The following is a 22,362-nucleotide window of genomic DNA, read 5'->3' on the forward strand; positions in this document are numbered from 1 at the left end:
AACGTTGAAAAGTTAGGGGATGACCTGTGGCTAGGAGTGAAAGGCTAATCAAACCGGGAGATAGCTGGTTCTCCCCGAAATCTATTTAGGTAGAGCCTCGGACGAATACTTACGGGGGTAGAGCACTGTTAAGGCTAGGGGGTCATCCCGACTTACCAACCCTTTGCAAACTCCGAATACCGTAAAGTACTATCCGGGAGACACACGGCGGGTGCTAACGTCCGTCGTGAAGAGGGAAACAACCCAGACCGCCAGCTAAGGTCCCAAAGTCATAGTTAAGTGGGAAACGATGTGGAAAGGCCCAGACAGCCAGGAGGTTGGCTTAGAAGCAGCCATCCTTTAAAGAAAGCGTAATAGCTCACTGGTCGAGTCGGTCTGCGCGGAAGATGTAACGGGGCTAAACTATGCACCGAAGCTGCGGATTCAAACTATGTTTGAGTGGTAGGGGAGCGTTCTGTAAGCCGTTGAAGGTGTACCGGGAGGTATGCTGGAGGTATCAGAAGTGCGAATGCTGACATGAGTAACGATAATGCGGGTGAAAAACCCGCACGCCGGAAGACCAAGGGTTCCTATCCCATGTTAATCAGGGTAGGGTAAGTCGACCCCTAAGGCGAGGCCGAAAGGCGTAGTCGATGGGAAACGGGTTAATATTCCCGTACTTGGTATAATTGCGATGGGGGGACGGAGCAGGCTAAACAAGCATGGCGTTGGTTGTCCATGTGAAAGTGAGTAGGTTGAGAGTTTAGGAAAATCCGGACTCTTAAGACTGAGACACGAGACGAGCACCCAAGGGTGTGAAGTTGTTGATGCCATACTTCCAGGAAAAGCCTCTAAGCTTCAGATTATACCGAATCGTACCCCAAACCGACACAGGTGGTCAGGTAGAGAATACTAAGGCGCTTGAGAGAACTCGGGTGAAGGAACTAGGCAAAATTGTACCGTAACTTCGGGAGAAGGTACGCTCCTATCTGTGATGAGACTTGCTCTCTAAGCGGACGGGAGCCGCAGTGACCAGGTGGCTGGGACTGTTTATTAAAAACACAGCACTGTGCAAAATCGCAAGATGACGTATACGGTGTGACACCTGCCCGGTGCCGGAAGGTTAATTGATGGGGTTAGTTTTCGGACGAAGCTCTTGATCGAAGCCCCGGTAAACGGCGGCCGTAACTATAACGGTCCTAAGGTAGCGAAATTCCTTGTCGGGTAAGTTCCGACCTGCACGAATGGTGTAACCATGGCCACGCTGTCTCCACCCGAGACTCAGTGAAATTGAAATCGCAGTGAAGATGCTGTGTACCCGCGGCTAGACGGAAAGACCCCGTGAACCTTTACTACAGCTTGGCACTGAACATTGACCCTACATGTGTAGGATAGGTGGGAGGCTTTGAAGCAGAAACGCTAGTTTTTGTGGAGCCGTCCTTGAAATACCACCCTTGTAGTGTTGATGTTCTAACGTTGGTCCCTAATCGGGATTACGGACAGTGCCTGGTGGGTAGTTTGACTGGGGCGGTCTCCTCCCAAAGAGTAACGGAGGAGCACGAAGGTTGGCTAAGTACGGTCGGACATCGTACGGTTAGTGTAATGGTAGAAGCCAGCTTAACTGCGAGACAGACACGTCGAGCAGGTACGAAAGTAGGTCATAGTGATCCGGTGGTTCTGAATGGAAGGGCCATCGCTCAACGGATAAAAGGTACTCCGGGGATAACAGGCTGATACCGCCCAAGAGTTCATATCGACGGCGGTGTTTGGCACCTCGATGTCGGCTCATCACATCCTGGGGCTGAAGTCGGTCCCAAGGGTATGGCTGTTCGCCATTTAAAGTGGTACGCGAGCTGGGTTTAGAACGTCGTGAGACAGTTCGGTCCCTATCTGCCGTGGGCGTTTGAGAATTGAGAGGGGTTGCTCCTAGTACGAGAGGACCGGAGTGAACGAACCGCTGGTGTTCGGGTTGTCATGCCAATGGCACTGCCCGGTAGCTACGTTCGGAACTGATAAGCGCTGAAAGCATCTAAGCGCGAAGCAGGCCTCGAGATGAGTTCTCACTAGACTTTTAAAGTCTCTGAAGGGCCGTTGAAGACTACAACGTTGATAGGCAGGATGTGGAAGTGGTGCGAGCCATTAAGCTAACCTGTACTAATTACCCGTGAGGCTTAACCATACAACGCCAAACGCGTTTTATGACAGCGTAACGAACAGAAGTTAAGTTACTAAAGTAGATTTTACTTGATATCAGAATTCCAGATTTATTAATTTGCTCAGATGAGCGAATTAAAACCAAATTTGCTTGGTGACAATAGCGTTTTGGACCCACCTGACCCCATGCCGAACTCAGTAGTGAAACGAAACAGCGCCGATGATAGTGTAGCAGCTGCTATGTGAAAGTAGGTCATCGCCAGGCTCCAAATTCAGTCGCAAGACTTTAAATTAAGTCGAAAGACTATAAAAAAATAATAAGAAAGTTGAAAAGAATTTTCTTGGTGACAATAGCGTTTTGGACCCACCTGACCCCATGCCGAACTCAGTAGTGAAACGAAACAGCGCCGATGATAGTGTAGCAGCTGCTATGTGAAAGTAGGTCATCGCCAGGATCCTATTAAAGAAAGCCCGATTCGAAAGAGTCGGGCTTTTTTGCGTCTGGGAGCTATCCACACAACGTGCCCTATTCATTCGCCAGGTAGGTTGGGTAGAGCGGAGCGAAACCCAACATGAGTTAGCGAGTTGCTAGTTAGCAAGGGTAAAGTTGAACTGTTTGGTTGTTTAGTACAGAGTCACCCTCAGCAACAAACCCCGTAGGAGATGTATGGACTCCTCCCCCAAATGGGGTGAGTACGGTATAAAGAGATTGGACAATTACTTTTACCAATAAGGAATCCATACATGTCAAAATTTAACCTAATTAGCATCGACTTGGCAAAAAATGTTTTTCAAGTCGGTAAGTTTTTTCATCAAAAACTTCAAAGTAATAAAGCGGTGGGCAGAAAAGAGCTACTGACCATACTCACTACGTCACCTCGCTGTAAAGTTGTTATGGAATCATGTGGTGGTGCTCATTATTGGGCACGCAAAGCACGTAGTGTTGGTCATGAAGTCGTGATTCTAGATCCTCGATTTGTCAAAGCATTTAGAGTTGGCCAGAAAACAGATGCAAATGATGTCATTGCAATAGCTGCCGCTTCTTTCTCACCTAATGTCCGCCCGTGTAAATCACTGACACAAGCACAGCAAAGCTTACAGTCAATAGAGCGAATGCGCGCCTTAGCTGAAAAGCAGAAACGACAGCTGGCTAATCAAATCAGAGGCTTGTTACTTGAATTTGGGATTGTAATCAAGCAATCGGAATGCGCGTTTAGGCAAGCTATCCCTGAGATTCTAGAGGATAGCGATAATGGATTAACCGCTGGTTTAAGGCAGTGTCTAGCTCAGTGCTATGAATTATTTAAAGCGCAATCAACATTAAAAGAAACATTAAATGAGTTACTGACAGGTTTAGTAAAACAAGATGAGCAGTGTGAACGTTTACTGGCGCTTGAGGGGGTCGGGCCTATCACAGCGGTTGGTTTATTAATAAGCTTAAGTGACACAACCCATTTTACGAGTGGACGTAATGCGGCAGCCAATGTTGGTGTCACCCCTCGGCAACACTCAAGTGGTGGAAAAGTACGAATAGGTCATATAGCCAAATACCGTGGAGAGATAACATTACGCAGTCACTTGTTTCTCGGAGCCAGAGCGGTTATCAGTCAGTTAAAGCATCGAGAGCCAAAAACGAAAAAAGAACAATGGCTCAAAGCATTAGTTGAAAGACGCGGTGTGAAGTGCGCCGCCATTGCATTAGCAAATAAAACAGTTAGGACAGCGTATGCCATGCTGAAAAAGGGCACGAGTTATGAACCCAGTTTACTAGCCAATTAATATTTAGCCTTCAATAACAGAAACAACAGTATTGACCAAGAACCTGCGTTAAGCGGTTAGACCCACCCTTGATAGCCTGTAAAGTGCCTGGCGTGTTAAAACACCGAGTAGGAGAAGAGGCACAAGGGCGCGAATACATCAAAGGGCCGAGGTAGCTCCTCATTATGAGCCCGCATATAAGCACGCAGTCTGACAAAATTAACGAAGGGTATTGTGCAATAGGAGGAGTCCATATAAGGCACTTCAGTGCCGAATTTAAACTATAACAAACACATTCATGGCTAAAGCCATTCCTACAAGTACACTTTACCTAAAACCTAAAACCTAAAACCTAAAACCTAGAGCCTAGAGCCTCCGGCAGAGGAAGACGCAGAACCAAACACCCACACCGCGCGGCTGATCGCTGACGGCTGAAAGCTGATAGCTCTGTGTTGGGTTTCGCTGCGCTCTACCCAACCTACGCCAGACCCTCAAACTTTCCCCTTTCTAACTTGCAACTTTACTCTCGCAAACTTGCTTCCCTAACCTTGTTATGCGATAAAGCGTTTTATATTTGTAATACAATTAAGGTGTGCTGTGTCTCGTAAGAAAACGACCAAGTCAAAAGGCTCTTCAGGTTTAAATCGTAAAAATAGTGAAGCATTTATTGCTAAGTTCTCTTCGCATCCAGATACACATCTATGCCCGTCGGGTTTAATGTATAAAGTGATTGATGATGTTGAAGGAGAACGCATATCAGAATTCGATACAGTGGTTATTAACCAACGTATTATGCTTGCTGATGGCAATGTGATTGCCGACAGTTATAAAGCGGGTATGCCCGAAGTGTTCGCTTTATCTGAAGCTATAGAAGGGTTAAGAGAAGGTTTATTATTAATGAATATCGGCTCTCGCTATGAATTTGTGATCCCTCCAGAGCTTGCTTGGGGTAAAAAAGGTAACGGTGGCAAGATTGGCGCAAATGCAGTGCTACATTTTGACGTTCGTTTAATGCGTTTAGCTTAACTCTCTTCGGATGAGTCCCTTAGCATAAGTCGACAGACTACTTAAAACGCGTTAACGTTCACTATTGGTTTACTGAGGAACATTATGGGCGCATTTACTTCACGAGTTTACTTTCTTCGCCATGGCGAAATCGCTACGCCTGGAATTCTTTCTGGGCAAATCGATGTCGGTTTATCTGAGCAAGGCCTTGAACAAATGCGCCAAGCCTCTGCTGAGTTCATAAATTTAAATGCCATATATAGTTCACCGCTAAAGCGTTGCTCAGTCCACGCTGATTATTTAGCAAATCAACACTCACTGCATGTACACTATTATAACGCTCTGAAAGAGTTTAATTTTGGTGATTGGGATGGCCAAGATTACCAACAGCTTTGGCAGCAAACGAGTAAGCCTCATATTGGTGATTTTTGGCAACACCCTTGGCAAGTAAAAGTGCCCAATGGTGAATCTATGGCTGATTTTTACGCTCGGGTAGAGGCATGGTGGCACACGTTTTTGCAATCATTGTGTGAATCTAAGCATGAACAGTCATTGGTAATAAGTCATGCAGGTGTGATTAAACAAATTCTCGCTATTGTATGTCAGATGCCAAAACAATCAGCCACGCATTTAAATGTTTTTCACCTTCCTTATGCGGGGCTTATTACACTCGATGTATATATAGATGAACAAGGACAAGCTTGGCCTAAAATTGTTTTTTAGCCATCTAGAGCGATATTCATTGAATTATTTACTTAGCCCGCCATAATACTCATATGCTATGGAATGGAGTGAAATTCTCCAGCTGTTCCCGCAACTGTAATCCATCTAAATAATGGTCAGCCAGATACTTAGCACTAACAATTAATCATCGAGCGGGTCAACTCACATCATTTTCTGGTACTTACCAGTGCTTTCTTGTGCGTTGCGATTACTCGCCAAGAGAGAATAAGCTTGCAACAAAATAGCCTTAGCGCTGCGCCATTAATATCAGTGTCTGATTTAAGTTGGGGTACTGCGAATAAAACGATACTTAAATCAATTAGCCTTGAGTTAAAAGCAGGGCAATTTATCGGTCTACTCGGCCCTAATGGTGCGGGTAAATCAAGCTTGCTGCGTTGTCTTTATCGTTACTTGAAGCCTCAGCATGGGGTTGTGCTGCTGAGCGGTCAAGATATTTGGCAAATCAGTGCTGATGAATATGCAAAGCAGGTTGCAGTGGTTTTACAAGAGTCTCCATCGCAGTTTAATTTGTCTTTGTTCGATGTAGTGAGTTTAGGTTTAACGCCTCATAAGCGACTTTTCAGCGCCACGTCTGCCAATGATAAGCAGCGAATATATCAAGCGATAGAGCAGGTAGGTTTGTCTCATCATAGTGAGCAAGCATTTGATTCGCTCTCTGGTGGCGAAAAGCAAAGAGCGCTTATTGCACGCTCTATCGTACAACAACCTAAGTTGCTCATCATGGATGAGCCTACCAGTCACCTTGATGTTAAATACCAAATTCAAATAATGGAATTAGCAAAGTCCCTCGATGTGACAGTGCTTGCCTCTTTCCATGATTTAAATCTCGCAGCGAGTTTATGTGATGAATTATTGGTGATTGATGAAGGGCGTTTGGTTTGTCAGGGGCAACCAAAAGCGGTGCTTACTGAGCAGCTGTTGAGTGATGTATTTGGTGTCTGCGCAGCGGTATCTGCTCACCCGCAATCAAGCACTGATAAGTTTATTCCGCACATCACTTATTTTTATGGCTATCAGACACAGGAGCATCAAAATGACTGATGCAATGCGTTTAAGTATCTGTGTTGTCGTAGGGCTTATTAGTTGTTTTTTAGCATTGAGCTTTGGTGCTGCAAATACGCCACTGAGTGATGTTTTTAATGGTTTGTTTAGCCAAGATAGCGATGAATTTGTGCAGCGTATTATTTGGCAATTGCGTATGCCAAGAACGGTGCTGGCATTTTTAGCAGGCTCAGGGCTTGCTCTGGCAGGACTAATTTTACAGACCGTAACCCGAAACCCGCTTGCTGACCCTTACTTGTTTGGTATTTCTTCTGGGGCTTCATTTGGTGTGGTGTGCTTTATAGCCCTAACCGGTGTGAGTTTTGGCTTTAGTATGTCAGTTGCAGCATTTGTCGGAAGCTTACTTTCTATGCTGTTGCTTATTGCTATTGCAGGGCGTCGCCATGTTGGCCAAGTTGAAGCCATGTTACTCGCTGGTGTTGCTTTATCTTTTTTATTTAGTGCTCTGACTAGTCTGCTGCTTTATTTTAGCGACCCTCAAGCTATAACCGCTATTTTGTTTTGGACGATGGGCAGTTTTTCTCGTGCACAGTGGGACACTCTTTGGCTGCCGTTTACAGTAATTATTGCCTGTATGACGCTGATGATTGCATTTCGTCGTCAGCTTAATGCAATGCTGCTTGGTGATGAAAGTGCTGCAACCTTGGGGATTCATGTGCAACGCTTTCGGATCATGATGCTGCTGCTAAGTTCATTAATTACAGCTGTGCTTGTTGCTATGTGCGGTGGCGTTGGTTTTGTCGGCCTGATGATCCCACATATTGTGCGCTACTTTTCACCGCAAGGCAGCAGCCATAACTTAGTTATGACCTCCTTGGTCGGAGGTATTTTTATGGTGTGGGTAGATGTGTTATGCCGAACCCTATTGAATAACCAAGAACTACCCGTAGGTGTGATCACAGCCGCTATTGGTAGCGTGTTCTTTTTATTCTTACTTTATTTTCGTAAACAGAGCAGGTAGCTAATGTTTAATATCATGCCTATTAATCAGCGATTTTCAGCTGTAATTCAACAAAAAATAGACCTCAAAACAAAGCCGTTAGGAGCTTTGGGTCAGCTTGAAAGTTGTGCTAAACAATTAACGCTTATTTTTTCAAAGCAACTTGATAGTGAGCAGGCGCTAGTTGCCTTTAAACCGGTTATTTCAAACCCTTCTCTAGTTGTATTTGCGGGTGATCATGGTGTGGCAAGCCAAGGTGTGTCGATTGCTCCTAGCTGCGTTACATCTCAAATGGTGGCAAACTTTGCAGCAGGAAGTGCAGCGATTAATGTATTTTGTCGCCAGCTTGGCTGGCAGCTAGAAGTTGTAGACGCTGGAACACTCAGTACTTCACACAATAAAAGTGTGCATAACCAGCGTTTAGGTGAAATCACTGCACCACTGAATACTGAAATGGCCATGTCACTTAGCCAGGTTGAAAAAGGGTTTGCATTAGCCAAACAGCGAGTTCATTCACTCTATGAGCAAGGTTGTAATACCATCGCCTTTGGTGAGATGGGTATTGGCAATACCACAAGTGCTGCGGCATTAATGGCTGCCTTGTTGTCGTTACCTGCTAGCCAATGTGTTGGTAAAGGCACAGGTGTGAGCGACGAGGTTGTTGCTAAAAAAATTAAAGTTGTTGAGCAAGCCCTTCAATTACACCAAGCTCATTTTAGCGATCCGCTAATGACGCTTGCGGCATTAGGTGGTTTTGAAATTGTACAGATCACCGGTGCTATTTTAGCTGCTGCGGAGCTTGGCATGGCAGTGATCGTGGATGGCTTTATTTGTACTGCTGCAGCGCTTGTTGTAACTCACATTAATGCAAACGCTCGTGATTACATGTTATTTGCTCATGCCTCTGATGAACAAGGGCACAAAGCAATGCTCAATGCCTTGCACGCATCACCTTTATTGCAGCTTGATTTAAGGTTAGGAGAGGGCACTGGGGCTGCGCTTGCCTTACCTTTACTGCAAGCATCTTTGGCGTTTTACAATGACATGGCAAGTTTTGCCGATGCCAATGTTGAGCAAGTTGTCTGATATGAGCGCTGAACAACACACTTCTGACTCTACCCCAAGTCAGTTTCAACTATTTTTACTGGCGCTTAGTTTTTTAACGCGTATACCCGTTAAGTTAAACTTTGCAGTATCGAGTCAGGCACTCAATCAGGCCAGCCGTTATTTTGCATTGGTCGGCGTGATTTTAGGTGTAGTTTTAGCGCTGAGTTTTTTACTGCTAAGTTGGTTATTCCCCGCAGCCATTTCAGTTGCCTTAGTTATGGCGTTTAGCTTGATAATCACAGGGGCATTTCATGAAGATGGCCTTGCTGATGTCTGGGATGGCTTTGGTGGTGGTTGGCACGTTGCAGATAAGCTGAGCATTATGAAAGATAGTCGCTTAGGTACCTATGGTGCAGCGGCGCTTGTGATGGCCTTATTAATTAAATACCAAACACTCGTTGCACTTAGTGAAGTAACCAGTACTGTGATTATTGCACTTGTTTTAGGGCAAAGCTTAAGTCGGGTTGTAGCAACAAGTTTAATTGCAGGTATGGACTATGTAAGTCAGGACGCCACATCTAAAGTAAAGCCAATTGCGATGCATTTAAGCACGCAAAGTTATCAAATACTGCTAGCAACTGGCGGTGCGGTGTTAGCAATTGCATGGTTGTTTTTTGGCTTTACTTTAGGGCAATTATTAATCCTCATCAGTGTGCTTTTTGTTACTCGTTTACTATTAAAGCGCTGGTTTGAAAAACAGTTATCTGGCTACACCGGCGATTGCTTAGGAGCAGCCCAGCAAGTATCTGAGCTTGTTACCTACCTTTGCTTGGTGAGTTTATTATGAGCCAGCAAAATACTTTAATTTTAGGTGGTGCTCGCAGCGGTAAAAGCCGTTTTGCTGAGCAGCTGGCAACAAATTCAAACAAGCCGCTTATCTACATCGCCACAGCCAATGCGGGTGATGAAGAAATGACAGCCCGAATTAATAGGCATCAAGCTGAGCGGGCTAAGCATTGGCAACTTGTTGAAGAGCCTTTGTATTTGGCTAAAGCACTACAACAACATAGCCAAGCTGAAAACTGTATTTTAGTGGACTGTTTAACGCTGTGGTTGAGTAATTGCCTATGCCAGCAGGGTGAAGCATTTTGGCTTGAGCAAAAAGCGTCCTTACTCGATGTGTTATCGCAATTGCCGGGTGAGGTTATTTTTGTCAGCAATGAAGTGGGTCATGGCATTGTGCCGCTCGGTGAATTAAGCCGTCAGTTTGTTGATCATTCAGGTTGGTTGCATCAAGCCTTAGCACAGCAAGTTGCACGTGTTGAGTTTGTGATTGCAGGTCTTGCACAAACCTTAAAAAGAGAACAATGATGAAAACAATAATGGTGCAAGGCACGACCTCAGATGCAGGTAAAAGTACTCTTGTAGCAGCACTTTGCCGGATCTTTGCTGAGCGAGGCATAAAGGTTGCGCCCTTTAAGCCACAAAATATGGCGTTAAATAGCGCTGTAACCGCAGATGGTGGCGAGATAGGTCGCGCACAAGCTTTGCAAGCTGTAGCGGCAAAAGTCCCCGCAGAAGTCGATTTTAACCCTATCTTATTAAAACCTAACAGTGATACTGGGGCGCAGGTAATCGTTCATGGTAAAGCGCTGTCGAATATGGAAGCAGGCAGTTATCACGACTACAAAAAAGTGGCGATGGATGCAGTTCTTACTTCGCAGCAGCGCTTAAGTGAGCGTTTTGAATTACTGGTTGTTGAAGGTGCTGGGAGCCCTGCAGAAATTAACCTGCGCGAAAACGATATTGCCAATATGGGTTACGCCGAGGCGGTAGATTGCCCAGTGATCATTATTGCCGATATTGACAAAGGCGGTGTGTTTGCTCATTTAGTCGGAACGTTAGCCTTGTTGTCTGAGTCAGAGCAGGCTCGCGTTAAAGGCTTTGTGATTAATCGTTTTCGGGGCGATATTGCGTTATTGCAAGGTGGCCTTGATTGGTTAGAGCAATACACCAATAAGCCAGTACTTGGGGTATTACCTTATTTACATGACTTAGCACTAGATGCTGAAGATGCCGTTGCTATAACTAATCAGGTCGATAAACCGCAATTATGCATAGCAGTGCTGCTACTTCCTCATATTAGTAATCACACAGACTTTGATGCACTGCGACTACAACCAGAAATCGATTTACAGTATGTACGTCATACTCAGGCTATTCCAAGTGTTGATCTGATTATTATACCGGGCAGTAAAAATGTACTCAGCGATTTAGCGTTTTTAAAAAATGAAGGTTGGCATAAACAAATAACACGTCATTTACGCTATGGCGGTAAAGTGCTTGGAGTATGCGGTGGGCTGCAGATGTTAGGTAACTACCTTGCTGATCCACATGCAGTGGAGTCTAATTTAGGCAGCGCAGTAGGGCTTGGGCTTGCTGACTTTGAAACGCAATTAGGGCAACAAAAAATACTAAGCCAAGTCTCTGGCATACTTCATTTAAACAATAGCGATAAAGCAATATCTGGTTATGAAATTCACGCCGGGATCAGCCAAGGGCCAGCACTTGAAAAGCCATTTTTGAGCTTTAATGATCACCCAAGTGGATTCAAAGTAGATGGTTTTATTAGTGATGATAACCAAATAGCAGGTACTTACTTACATGGCTTGTTCGATACCCCTGAGGGCGTATCTGAGCTAATAACTTGGCTTGCAACAAATAACCAAATTAAACCAATTGATATTAATTTAAACCGTGAACAGCAGTTAAGCCGTTTAGCAAACGTGGTAGCAGAGAATCTCGATATTGAACAAATCATCAATATTTATGAGAACTTCAATTTAGAGACATAAGGAACAACAATGAGCGAACAGAATCAAGATAAGCACCAACAACGCCAGCAAAAAGTAAAAGAAAAAGTCGACGAACGGATTGCTGCTGCACAAAAAGAGCAGGGTATTTTTCAGGTTATAACTGGCAACGGTAAAGGGAAATCGACTTCTGGGTTTGGTACTGTTGCACGTGCGGTAGGTCACGGAATGAAAGCAGCTGTGTGCCAGTTTATTAAAGGCACATGGGAGTGTGGTGAACGCAACCTACTCGAAAAAGCAGGGGTTGAATTTGTTATAATGAACACTGGTTTTACTTGGGAAACACAAAATAAAGAGTCAGATACTGCTGCTGCGCAAGTGACATGGCAAGAAGCGAAAAGAATGCTGAAAGATGAGTCGATTAACCTCGTTATGCTCGACGAAATAACCTATATGATCACCTACGGCTATATTGATTTAGACGAAGTGCTAGAAGCAGTTAGCTCTCGTCCTGCTATGCAATCGGTGATAATTACAGGTCGTGGTGCGCACCGTAAACTGACCGACTTAGCTGATACAGTCAGTGAAGTCAGAAACGTAAAACACGCTTTTGATGCAGGGATCAAAGCACAAAAAGGGTTCGATTTTTAATATGAGAACCATCAAGTTTGCACTCTTAGGGGTTTTATTTTATTTACCTGCATTGGCTCAGGCTCATGAAATTAAAGAGCCGCAGCGTATCGTTGCCTTAGCACCGCACATCGTTGAAAACCTATTTGCGATTGGAGCAGGAGAGCGCATTGTCGGTACCGTTGACTATGCAGATTTTCCTCAGCAAGCGAATGATATCGAACGGGTCGGCGGCTATTACGGAATTAACATGGAAAAACTGTTGTCGTTAAAACCAGACCTAGTTCTGGCTTGGAAAACGGGTAACAAAGCCGAAGATCTCGCTTACATTGAAAAATTAGGTATTCCGGTAGCGTACAGCAATCCAAATCAGGTTGATAATGTGGCTGATGAACTACGTAAACTAGGCACGCTTACGCATTTGCAAACCAAGGCAAATAAAGTAGCTAAAGAGTTTGAAACTAAACTCGAAGCTATTCGTACAGCGCAAGAAGGCAAACCGAAAGTGTCGGTGTTTTATCAATTATGGCCTGAGCCGATGATGACAGTTGGTGGAAATACTTGGATCAATCAGCTATTAACTATTTGTCATGCGGATAATGTGTTTGCTAATAGCGATACAGACTACCCGCGCATTAGTATTGAAAATGTATTGGTTGCCAATCCAGAGGTAGTGATTATTCCAGATGAAAAATCGAAAAAGCCTCAGCCTAAAATTGATTGGCGACAATGGCCTGAATTACCAGCGGTACAGCATAACCAGTTTATTAGTGTAAACGCAGACTTATTGCACCGTTTTACAACCCGTATGCTTGATGGTTTAACTGATATGTGTGGTAAAATAGATGTTTCTCGTCAGCAAATACAGGCTTCAAAATGATCGATTGGCAAACATTTCTAGATACCGAGCTTGCTAAGCCCTACATGCAAGAAACCTTGCAATATGTGGCCGATAGACGCGCAGCAGGCGTTACCGTTTATCCGAAAGACGAACAGGTATTTTCAGCTTTTGATGCTACACCTTTAAATGAAGTTAAGGTGGTTATTTTAGGCCAAGATCCCTACCACGGAGAAGGGCAAGCCCATGGTTTGTGCTTTTCGGTATTACCAGAGGTTAAAAAATTACCACCGTCTTTGAAGAATATGTACAAAGAGCTGGCAACTGATATCGATGGTTTTGAGATCCCTCATCATGGCTATTTGCAAAGCTGGGCTGAGCAAGGCGTGTTCTTACTCAACACGGTATTAACTGTTGAGCAAGGGCAAGCTCATTCTCATAAGCACCTTGGTTGGGAAAAATTTACTGATACAGTAATTGCGCTTATTAATCAGCACTGTGACGGTGTGGTGTTTGTGTTATGGGGGGCACATGCTCAGAAAAAAGGTAAACACATTGATACCTCGCGTCATCATGTGATCCAAGGCCCGCATCCATCACCGCTTTCTGCACATCGTGGCTTTTTTGGTTGTCAGCATTTTTCAAAGACAAACCAGCTACTTACTGATCAAAATAAAGCGCCAGTAAATTGGTCGTTGCCGCAAATGCAAAAGGCCCTTGCGGGCCTTTAATTAAAAGTCTAATTCATCAAGCTCAATGCTGTCTGTGAAATAGTCTAACTCCTGTAGTTCTTTGCGAAGTCTATGCTTGTCTTTCAAAGCTTCGATTTCGCGCCATTTTCTCTTTTTATTTTTTGTAGAGGTCTTTTTTGTTTTACTAGGACCTTCTAATATTTCTAAAATATCGTCTAGGCTATCCATGAACTTCTCCTATTGATTTTTTGAACCTCGGAAATACCTATACCACAGGCTGCTCAAAAATAGAATAAAAAAGTGACAATACTGTTACAGAAGTGTGATTGATAGATGAATAGATCAAAGGATTAGTTATTTTAGAAACAAAAACGCCACCTAGCGGTGGCGTTTAAAAAATGCTGTAATTTGAATTACATTGCTTTAAAGCGTGCTTCTAATTCAAGCTGTGCTTGTGCAAAAGAGCGAATACCCTCAGCAAGTTTTTCTGTCGCCATAGCATCTTGGTTATGTAACCAACGGAACTGGCTTTCAGTTAGTGGTGCTGGTTTTTCTTCAACAGTAAAGTCGCTCTCTAGTAGGTACTCTTGTGCATCCGTTAATTGGCCTAACTCCTCTAAAAGACCTGGGCTAATCGTTAACTTATCACAGCCAGTAAGTGCGATGATCTCGCCTGTGTTACGGAAGCTTGCGCCCATAACAACTGTTTTGTAATCGTGGCGTTTGTAGAATTCGTAAATGCTACGTACAGATTGCACGCCTGGATCGTTTAGCGGATCAGTTGGTTTTTCCATACCGTTAGCAACGTGCCAGTCTAAGATACGGCCAACGAATGGTGAAATTAAAAATACATTTGCATCGGCACATGCGCGTGCTTGTGCTTCAGAGAATAACAGCGTTAAGTTACACTTAGTGCCTTCTTTTTCAAGCTGCTCAGCGGCTTTGATACCTTCCCACGTTGATGCAACTTTGATTAGGATTTTATCTTTGCTAACACCTTCTTTTTCGTAAAGGCTTAGTAAAGTGTGGGCTTTATCGATAGTCGCTTGGGTATCAAATGATAAACGTGCGTCTACCTCTGTTGAGATATAGCCCGGTACGATTTCGCTAATTTCTTTACCAATTAATACAGCAAAGTAATCACATGCTAACTCAAGTTGTTTAGCTGCATCTTGCTCGGTTTCTTTGGCATATTGCCACGCTTTATCTAAATAAGGCTTATACGCTTCAATTTCACTGGCTTTTAAAAGTAGAGATGGGTTTGTTGTTGCATCTTCTGGTTGGTGCTTTTTGATAGCTTCGATATCACCTGTATCTGCAACAATAGATGAATGCTGTTTAAGCCTTTGTAGTGCTGAAGTCATTTGCTTTCCTCATTCCAAGCAAGTTAAAAGAAAATCCATTATAGCGGCCTTTATGCTGCAACACTATGACAGTGTTTAATAGGTCAAATGTCCTTAATACAGAAAACTAGAACATTATGTATGAAAAGAACAGCGGATAAAGGCAGGACGAAACAAAACGTGCATTTTGATTCAATTAATGTTGAAATTGACATCAAACAAATTACAAGTCAATAGCTAAGTATGATCACTGTTATTTCACCTGCAAAAAATTTAGATTACGAAACACCAGCCACGACCGATAAATTCACTCAACCTGAATTACTCGAGCACAGCGAAGAGTTAATGTCAGTTTGCCGTGATTTAACACCAGCGCAAATTGGTAGCCTAATGAAAATCAGCGATAAACTAGCTGGTTTGAATGCGGCACGCTTCGCCGAGTGGTCACAGCCATTTACCCAAGACAATGCAAAACAAGCCGTGCTAGCCTTTAATGGTGATGTATACGGTGGCTTAGATGCGCAAACTCTAAGCGGTGCTGATCTTGATTATGCACAGTCGCACTTACGTATTTTGTCTGGCCTTTATGGTGTGCTTAAACCATTAGATTTAATGCAAGCTTACCGCCTTGAAATGGGCACTAAGTTAGAAAACCCACGTGGTAAAAACTTATATGAGTTTTGGGGCAGTGTTATCGCCGAAAAGCTAAATACAGTGCTTGCTGAGCAAGATAGCAAATACTTGGTAAACCTTGCTTCGAATGAGTATTTTAAAGCGGTTGATAAAAAAGCATTAAACGCACAAATCATCACTCCACATTTTAAAGACTGTAAAAACGGTCAATATAAAGTGATTAGCTTTTATGCGAAAAAAGCTCGCGGCATGATGGCACGTTACATCATTGAAAATAAAATCACCCAATTAAGTGATTTAAAAGATTTCACTGTGGCGGGTTATTACTTTAGTAGCGATGCAACAACAAAAGAATTAGAGCCTGTTTTCTTACGAGAAGAGCAGAACTAATTTTTTAGTAAAATGAATTAGAAGAGCCGTGCTTAGCACGGCTTTTTTATGGTTTTAATACTCTAAATTAGAAATGGCGTTCATCTTGCTAAGTACTTTGTTGAGCAATTAATTCAACAAGGTACAAAAATGTTAAAAATTCCGACAGTAAGTGAAGCCGAAAAGCTGATAGAAGAAAAACTCGGTGGCTGGGTTGATATCATCATAAGCCATATTCCAAACTTTATTGTCGCAGTAATTATTACTATCGTGTTTTCATTGCTGGCGCGTATCGTTGGGTCAATGCTCAGAAAGCTATTACGCCGCTCGTTAGAGTCATCGCAAATAGCAGACTTAATGTCATCGATAGTAAAAGTCATCGTGTTATGCGTAGGCTTATTTGTAGCCCTTGATTTCTTGGGTCTTAGAGGCACTGTCACCTCATTACTTGCTGGTGCTGGTATCGTAGGTCTTGCAATTGGTTTTGCCTTTCAGGACATGACAGAGAACCTTATAGCGGGTATTGCCATGGGTATTCGCAAACCATTTAAAACAGGTGATGTAATCCGCACCGAAAGCGTGTTTGGTACCGTTAAGGCGATTAACCTTAGAAATACCCTCATTGAGAACTTTTATGGGCAACTTATCTTAGTGCCTAATAAGATTCTATTTAGAAATATACTCAGTAACTACAGTACCTTAGGTGTGCGTCGTATCGAAGTGCCTGTAGGTATTTCGTATGCTGACGATCCAGAACAAGCCGCTGAGGTGATTGTTAAAAAAATCAATGAGTTTGATTTTGTGATTAAACAAGAAGAAACCGCCGTTTACGCCGAAAGCTTTGGTGATAGCAGCGTTAACTTACTAGTTTGGTTTTGGATTAAATACCCCGGCGAAGCAGATTTCATGACCGTTCGCCACAAGGCTGTTGTGGCAGTTAGAAACGCTCTAAGCGAAGCTGACATGACCATCCCATTCCCAATCCGCACGTTAGATTTTGGCATCAAAGGCGGCGAGAAATTAAATGCCATGATAAGCGAAAAACAGCAAGATAAAGACGCTGAGGCACCGCAAACCGATGAGTAAAATTTACTGACTCATCGGCGTGATTTACACAGGGAAGTGTTTGAGGGGTGGGGGAGAGTTTATTTTTGACTAGATAAAGTGAATGGTTTTTGCCTCTAAAAACTTTTTGTCCAAATACAAGCTTGCTCTCACTTTTACTGTTTATTAGAAATGATTGGCGTTTTATTTGTTAGAAATTAACCCTCGCGCGAAATAAATTTCACGCCTACGGTGAGCTATTTTTGCCTTAGAGCTTAAAATTTACGGTTTAAAGCTGGGTTCCCGTGTTAGGTTTCGCTACACTCAAACCAACCTACGGGCTTAAAGTTTTTGTCCTACAAAAAAGCGCAAGCAGTTTAACTGTTTGCGCTTTTTATTTATTTGTTATATCAAAGATTAGTGAAGGATACGTGCTCTGATTGTACCTTCAACAGCACTTAGCTCTTTAAGAGCGACTTCAGATTGGTCTGTATCGACATCAATTACAACGTAACCAATTGATTCGTCAGTTTGTAAGTACTGGGCTGCGATATTAATGCCGTGCTGTGCAAACGCTTGGTTAATTTGCGTTAGAACACCTGGGCGGTTGTGGTGCACGTGTAATAAGCGGCTGCGGTTTGCAAGCTCTGGCAGTGATACTTCAGGGAAGTTAACTGCAGTAATAGTTGAACCATTATCTGAGTACTTAGCAAGTTTGCCTGCTACTTCAATACCGATATTTTCTTGTGCTTCTTGTGTTGAACCACCAATATGCGGAGTCAAAATCACGTTATCGAACTCGCGCAGCGGTGATACGAACTCTTCATCATTTGATTTTGGTTCTACAGGGAACACGTCGATTGCAGCGCCGCTCAGCTTTTTATCTCGAAGTGATTCTACTAATGCATCGATATCAACAACAGTGCCGCGAGAAGCATTGATCAAGATGGCGCCTTGCTTCATTACTTCAAGCTCAGCCATACCAATTAGGTTCTTCGTTTGCGGTGTTTCTGGTACGTGTAAGCTAATAACGTCAGCACGTTGTAGTAACTGAGTTAGGTTATGAACTTGTGTTGCATTACCCAGCGTTAGCTTGTCTTCGATATCGTAAAACTCAACGTTCATACCGATATTTTCAGCCATGATACCTAGCTGTGTACCAATGTGGCCGTAACCAATAATACCTAACGTTTTACCACGTGCTTCAAATGAGCCGTTGGCAGATTTTAACCAACCACCGCGGTGTGCTAGGGCATTACGCTCTGGAATACCACGAAGTAATAATAAGATTTCACCAAGTACTAATTCTGCTACAGAGCGTGTGTTTGAGAATGGTGCGTTAAATACCGCAATACCACGTTCACGCGCACCTTGTAGATCGACTTGGTTAGTACCGATACAGAAGCAGCCGATTGCGACTAGCTTTTCAGCTGATTCTAATACCGCTTCATTAATATGAGTGCGAGAACGAAGGCCTACAAAGTGCACATCTTTAATGCGTTCAATCAGCTCGTCTTCAGGTAAGGATGTTTTTACGTAATCAATATTACTGTAGCCATTACGCTTAAGCGTTTCTACAGCACTTTGGTGCACGCCTTCCAGCAAGAGAATTTTAATTTTGTCTTTTGCTAACGATACCTTACTCATATCCTCATTCCTATTTACTTTATTTGCGGCCCATTTTTGGTGCCGATAATGACTTTATCTGCGCCGCGATGGGCAAATAAGCCGTTTGTTACTACACCAACAATCTGGTTGATTGTTAGTTCTAATTCTTTGGCGTTGCTGATATCTAAATTGTGCACGTCTAAAATGACGTTACCGTTATCTGTTACAACACCCTCACGGTAAACAGGGTCACCGCCTAGTTTTACTAGTTCACGAGCTACATAGCTGCGTGCCATTGGGATTACTTCAACCGGCAGTGGAAATGCGCCTAATGTTGTAACTTCTTTAGATTCATCAACAATACAAACAAATTGTTTTGCTACCGCTGAAACGATTTTCTCGCGTGTCAGCGCTGCACCACCGCCTTTGATCATCTCATTGTGTGGATTGATTTCGTCTGCGCCATCAACATACACATCAAGGCTTGATACATCGTTTAGTTCGAATACTTCAATACCCAGTGCTTTTAACTTTTCAGTTGAAGCCTCAGAGCTTGAAACCGCACCAGTAATGGTGTCTTTTACTGTATCAAGTGCATCAATAAAGTGATTCACTGTAGAGCCTGTACCTACACCAACAATGGTATTTTCGTTTACAAACTCTAGGGCTGCCCAGGCAGCGGCTTTTTTTAATTCATCTTGCGTCATAATTATGTGCTCAGTTAGCTGTCAGAGAGGGCCTATAGTATACAAACAGTTTGCTTACCATTGGTAGATTTTCTCTGGGGTTATAATGTGTTTTAACGGTACATCCCACGATTCAATTGGCAATGCTGAAACATGCTGACATTGATGGGCAAGGCCTATCAAAATCGGTTTTTGCCAGTTTTCTTGGTAATACCGAGCCAACGTTTTGTCATAAAACCCACCGCCCATTCCTAAACGGTTACCTTGATCATCAAATGCCACTAATGGCATAAGTAAAATATCAAGCTTGTCTAAAGGGCATATTTGACTGCAATTTAACTTGGGCTCCAAGATACCATAGCGGTTTGCAGTCATGGGTGAATTTTCTTCATACCTCTGAAAGTATAAAGTTGTGCCATTGAAGGGGTGGATAATAGGCAGATATAAATGCTGCTCTTGCATCCATAATTCTTTAATTAACAATGAAGTGTCTAATTCGCCATCATTGCTGAAATAAATGCCAATATGGGCGTTTTTAGGTGTTTTTAGCGATTTTAAGTGTTGAGTAAAATTCACTTTTAGCGCAATTGCTGCATTTTTTTGTTGTTCAACAGTCAGTGAATTGCGCTTTTTTCGAATAGATTGTCTGATTTCTGCTCGTGTGTTGCTCATGTCAATATTAGTGTTAACTTTCTAAAAAGGAGAAAAGTTCAGGGAAAAGCTCCACTACACCCAAAATGATCAATAACACAATGACCATTGCAATAAGCGAATAGAGTAGGGTATTTGAGCGTTTTTTAACAGGCTCTGTTAATTCGTCTTCAAGTAGCAAGTCATCTTCTTGCCAGCTATCGTCGCTATCAGCAACGCTGTTATTTTCAAGCTCAGGTAAACGCTGCTCTAAGTCATCAAGTTTTTCTTCTAGCCGAATAAGACTACTGGTGATGTAATCGAGGGCATCAAAAATACGTTCTTCACGCTCTTTGGCCTGTGCAGCTGTATTGTCTGATTGGCTGCTGGTGGCTGCTTGGTTAATCGGTTGGAGCTTGGCTTTAATGCCAACACTGGCGAGTAACTTTGCTTGTTTTAGTGCTTTATCTTGCTCGCTTGGTGCAAATAATGGCTTATGCTCAAACAGGGTCGCAACTTTGTCTTTTGTTGTTTTTAGTTTTGCAGCTAGTTGTTCTGTTGCTTGTACTTGGTCGACACCGGCTTCAAGCCCTGCAAACATTACGCGAAATTTTTCTGCCATTTGCTGATTATCCAAATCCTTAAATCAATGACTTGAGTATATACCCAAAAAGATTAGTGGAAAAACAAAAGCCCGTATAAAACGGGCTTTTTCTATTATGGTTTTGCAAATACGCTGTTTAGTATTTTGCTGCTTTGCCTTCGGCTGGTAGTGATTTCAGGATGAAATCACGTAAGTCATTATTTGATGACTCTAAATCTGCATGACGTAAATACATCATGTGACCACTGCGATAGCCTTTAAAGCTTAAACGATCTTTCATTTTGCCACTTGGATCTAACTGCCACATTGTGTATTTAGCATCAAAGTAGTTTGTTGCACCGTCGTAGTAGCCAGATTGAATCATCACGTTTAAGTATGGGTTTTGTGCCATTGCTAAACGTAAGTTTTCACCTGTGTTGTTGCCTGAGCGATCCCAAGGGTGAACATTACCAAATAGGTTATATTTGATATCGGTTTTGTAGTTAAGCTCTTCACGTAGGTAATAGTTTATCGCTGGCGTGAATGAGTGTAACCATGATGTAAGCTCAGCCCAGTAATCAGGTGACTCACCTGCATCACGTTTGTCGATACCTAAATAGCGAGAATCTAAACGGCCCACAGTTTGGCCGCGCTCGCGTAATAGCTCTTTCCAGAAGAAGTTATTTGGAATATCAAGGTTATTTTGCTCAACAAACTTTTCAGATAAACCTGCGTATTTTGCTGCTTGCTTGATGATTGCACGTTTTTCATCAGCAGGTAAGAAACCACCTTTAGCAATTGCAGGTAAGAACTTGTTCACGGTGAACTGTTCAACTTCAGGGAGTAACTCGTCTAAGTCTTTTGCTTGTAAGTCTGCGCTAAGGGCTTTGTGGTACCAAGCGGTTGCTGCAAAGTAAGGTAGGCGGTTAGCAGCTTCTACAGGGCCTTCACGTTTAATACCAATTTCAGTTGGTGATACTAGAATAACGCCGTTGATATACATCCATTGGCGATTTTGTAATTCGTGAGCAAGACCAGAAACACGAGTCGTACCATAGCTCTCACCAATTAAGAACTTAGGTGAACGCCAGCGCTCGTTGCGAGAAACAAAGGTATTTAACCATTCAGCTAAGTATTTGATGTCAGCGTTAACACCAAAGAACATTTTTTGTTGGTCTGACTTACTTGGCAACTCACCTTTTTCGTTTTCAAGAACGCGCGAGTAACCGGTGTTAACTGGGTTGATATAAACAATATCAGCCACGTCTAAAATTGAGTAAGGGTTATCTTTTACGCCATAAGGTTGAACAGGGTAACCTTCGTCATCAATTTTTAATACACGTGGTCCAGTATAGGCAAGGTGCATCCATACTGACGCAGAACCTGGGCCACCATTAAACGAAAAAACTAAAGGACGTTTTGTTCTATCGTCTACTTTATCGCGGGTATAATAAGTATATTGCAGCGTTGCAACGGCATCGCCTTGCTCATTCCAAACCGGTTGTGTACCTGTGGTTGCGGTATATGAAAAACGCTCACCATTAATGCGGGCTTTGTGCTCTGTTACCACTTTGCTGTCAACGTCAATACGACGTCCGTTATCAGCAAAGCTTGGAGTACTGAAGGTCAGTGTTAGTGCTGTCACTGACAAGCCAATAAAACTAACTAGTTTCATGTTGATTCCTTATTATTCGAATTGCAGCTATTAAAAAGTAAAGCAAACTCGATGACAAACTAATGAGACTAGTGACCAATATTAGCTGTTAAACAGAAAAATAACTGAAAATGCTGAGCTGGTTACAAA

The 22,362-nt window shown here is 43.0% G+C and carries 21 protein-coding genes, 3 rRNA genes and 1 riboswitch (1 of these 25 only partly in view); of the genes, 17 read left to right on the forward strand and 7 right to left on the reverse strand.

The features are described 5' to 3' along the window. The 15 genes from J8Z28_RS04280 to ung all read left to right on the forward strand — a co-directional run. A 23S ribosomal RNA gene (locus J8Z28_RS04280) occupies positions 1–2,158 on the forward strand; it begins 725 nt to the left of the window's first position. A 125-nt stretch (positions 2,159–2,283) separates the two neighbouring features. Beyond that, positions 2,284–2,398, forward strand: a 5S ribosomal RNA gene (gene rrf / locus J8Z28_RS04285). Positions 2,399–2,473: 75 nt separating this feature from the next. After that, positions 2,474–2,588 (forward strand): 5S ribosomal RNA (gene rrf / locus J8Z28_RS04290). 289 nt (positions 2,589–2,877) lie between these two features. Next, a complete protein-coding gene (locus J8Z28_RS04295) occupies positions 2,878–3,912 on the forward strand; it encodes an IS110 family RNA-guided transposase (protein ID WP_250659528.1) in 1,035 nt (344 codons plus the stop codon). Between the two features lie 576 nt (positions 3,913–4,488). Beyond that, positions 4,489–4,917, forward strand: coding sequence for an FKBP-type peptidyl-prolyl cis-trans isomerase (locus tag J8Z28_RS04300; RefSeq protein ID WP_054562340.1), 429 nt, complete (start codon positions 4,489–4,491; stop codon positions 4,915–4,917). Between the two features lie 84 nt (positions 4,918–5,001). Then, positions 5,002–5,619: a histidine phosphatase family protein gene (locus J8Z28_RS04305; protein WP_250659971.1), complete on the forward strand. Its 618-nt coding sequence runs from the start codon at positions 5,002–5,004 to the stop codon at positions 5,617–5,619. Between the two features lie 60 nt (positions 5,620–5,679). After that, positions 5,680–5,747: riboswitch (cobalamin riboswitch) on the forward strand. Between the two features lie 103 nt (positions 5,748–5,850). After that, positions 5,851–6,681, forward strand: a complete 831-nt coding sequence (locus J8Z28_RS04310; protein WP_250659972.1) for an ABC transporter ATP-binding protein — start codon at positions 5,851–5,853, stop codon at positions 6,679–6,681. Next, positions 6,674–7,663: a FecCD family ABC transporter permease gene (locus J8Z28_RS04315; protein ID WP_250659973.1), complete on the forward strand. Its 990-nt coding sequence runs from the start codon at positions 6,674–6,676 to the stop codon at positions 7,661–7,663. Before J8Z28_RS04310 ends, J8Z28_RS04315 begins: the two co-directional genes overlap by 8 nt. Positions 7,664–7,666: 3 nt before the next feature. Continuing rightward, on the forward strand, positions 7,667–8,728 hold the full coding sequence (cobT, locus tag J8Z28_RS04320; protein ID WP_054562336.1) for a nicotinate-nucleotide--dimethylbenzimidazole phosphoribosyltransferase: 1,062 nt from the start codon (positions 7,667–7,669) through the stop codon (positions 8,726–8,728). Between the two features lies 1 nt (position 8,729). Next, positions 8,730–9,536: an adenosylcobinamide-GDP ribazoletransferase gene (locus tag J8Z28_RS04325; RefSeq protein WP_054562335.1), complete on the forward strand. Its 807-nt coding sequence runs from the start codon at positions 8,730–8,732 to the stop codon at positions 9,534–9,536. Continuing rightward, on the forward strand, positions 9,533–10,060 hold the full coding sequence (gene cobU / locus J8Z28_RS04330) for a bifunctional adenosylcobinamide kinase/adenosylcobinamide-phosphate guanylyltransferase (protein ID WP_054562350.1): 528 nt from the start codon (positions 9,533–9,535) through the stop codon (positions 10,058–10,060). The genes J8Z28_RS04325 and cobU overlap by 4 nt, the downstream gene beginning before the upstream one ends. Then, positions 10,060–11,544, forward strand: a complete 1,485-nt coding sequence (locus tag J8Z28_RS04335; protein WP_054562334.1) for a cobyric acid synthase — start codon at positions 10,060–10,062, stop codon at positions 11,542–11,544. Before cobU ends, J8Z28_RS04335 begins: the two co-directional genes overlap by 1 nt. Positions 11,545–11,553: 9 nt before the next feature. Continuing rightward, positions 11,554–12,153, forward strand: a complete 600-nt coding sequence (cobO, locus tag J8Z28_RS04340) for a cob(I)yrinic acid a,c-diamide adenosyltransferase (protein WP_054562333.1) — start codon at positions 11,554–11,556, stop codon at positions 12,151–12,153. A gap of 1 nt (position 12,154) precedes the next feature. Next, complete coding sequence (locus J8Z28_RS04345; RefSeq protein WP_054562332.1) at positions 12,155–13,012, forward strand: cobalamin-binding protein; 858 nt, start codon at positions 12,155–12,157, stop codon at positions 13,010–13,012. After that, complete coding sequence (gene ung, locus J8Z28_RS04350) at positions 13,009–13,701, forward strand: uracil-DNA glycosylase (RefSeq protein ID WP_054562331.1); 693 nt, start codon at positions 13,009–13,011, stop codon at positions 13,699–13,701. The genes J8Z28_RS04345 and ung overlap by 4 nt, the downstream gene beginning before the upstream one ends. Here ung and J8Z28_RS04355 read toward each other — a convergent pair whose 3' ends face one another. Beyond that, complete coding sequence (locus J8Z28_RS04355; protein ID WP_054562330.1) at positions 13,702–13,890, reverse strand: DUF3545 family protein; 189 nt, start codon at positions 13,888–13,890, stop codon at positions 13,702–13,704. A gap of 185 nt (positions 13,891–14,075) precedes the next feature. Continuing rightward, a complete protein-coding gene (tal, locus tag J8Z28_RS04360; RefSeq protein WP_054562329.1) occupies positions 14,076–15,026 on the reverse strand; it encodes a transaldolase in 951 nt (316 codons plus the stop codon). Between the two features lie 222 nt (positions 15,027–15,248). Between tal and yaaA the strand changes: the two genes are divergently transcribed. Further along, positions 15,249–16,028 carry a peroxide stress protein YaaA gene (yaaA, locus tag J8Z28_RS04365; protein WP_054562328.1) on the forward strand — a complete coding sequence of 260 codons (780 nt, stop codon included), beginning with the start codon at positions 15,249–15,251 and terminating at the stop codon, positions 16,026–16,028. A 129-nt stretch (positions 16,029–16,157) separates the two neighbouring features. Further along, positions 16,158–17,093 (forward strand): mechanosensitive ion channel family protein, encoded by a 936-nt coding sequence (locus J8Z28_RS04370; protein ID WP_054562327.1) that lies wholly within the window; start codon positions 16,158–16,160, stop codon positions 17,091–17,093. Between the two features lie 375 nt (positions 17,094–17,468). Here the strand turns inward: J8Z28_RS04370 and serA are convergent, their stop codons facing one another. The 5 genes from serA to J8Z28_RS04395 form a co-directional block, all read right to left on the reverse strand. Beyond that, on the reverse strand, positions 17,469–18,698 hold the full coding sequence (gene serA / locus J8Z28_RS04375; RefSeq protein WP_250659974.1) for a phosphoglycerate dehydrogenase: 1,230 nt from the start codon (positions 18,696–18,698) through the stop codon (positions 17,469–17,471). 14 nt (positions 18,699–18,712) lie between these two features. Then, complete coding sequence (gene rpiA, locus J8Z28_RS04380; protein WP_054554255.1) at positions 18,713–19,366, reverse strand: ribose-5-phosphate isomerase RpiA; 654 nt, start codon at positions 19,364–19,366, stop codon at positions 18,713–18,715. 54 nt (positions 19,367–19,420) lie between these two features. After that, positions 19,421–20,017: a 5-formyltetrahydrofolate cyclo-ligase gene (locus J8Z28_RS04385; protein ID WP_054562325.1), complete on the reverse strand. Its 597-nt coding sequence runs from the start codon at positions 20,015–20,017 to the stop codon at positions 19,421–19,423. 13 nt (positions 20,018–20,030) lie between these two features. After that, the gene (locus J8Z28_RS04390) at positions 20,031–20,597 is read right to left on the reverse strand and encodes a hypothetical protein (RefSeq protein ID WP_239962711.1); all 567 of its coding nucleotides are present in this window, start codon (positions 20,595–20,597) and stop codon (positions 20,031–20,033) included. 118 nt (positions 20,598–20,715) lie between these two features. Continuing rightward, entirely contained in the window at positions 20,716–22,233 is a 1,518-nt protein-coding gene (locus tag J8Z28_RS04395; protein ID WP_054562323.1) for a S10 family peptidase, read from the reverse strand. Between the last annotated feature and the right edge of the window lie 129 nt (positions 22,234–22,362).

Source organism: Pseudoalteromonas sp. SCSIO 43088 (genome assembly GCF_023650795.1).
GTDB lineage: Bacteria > Pseudomonadota > Gammaproteobacteria > Enterobacterales > Alteromonadaceae > Pseudoalteromonas > Pseudoalteromonas shioyasakiensis.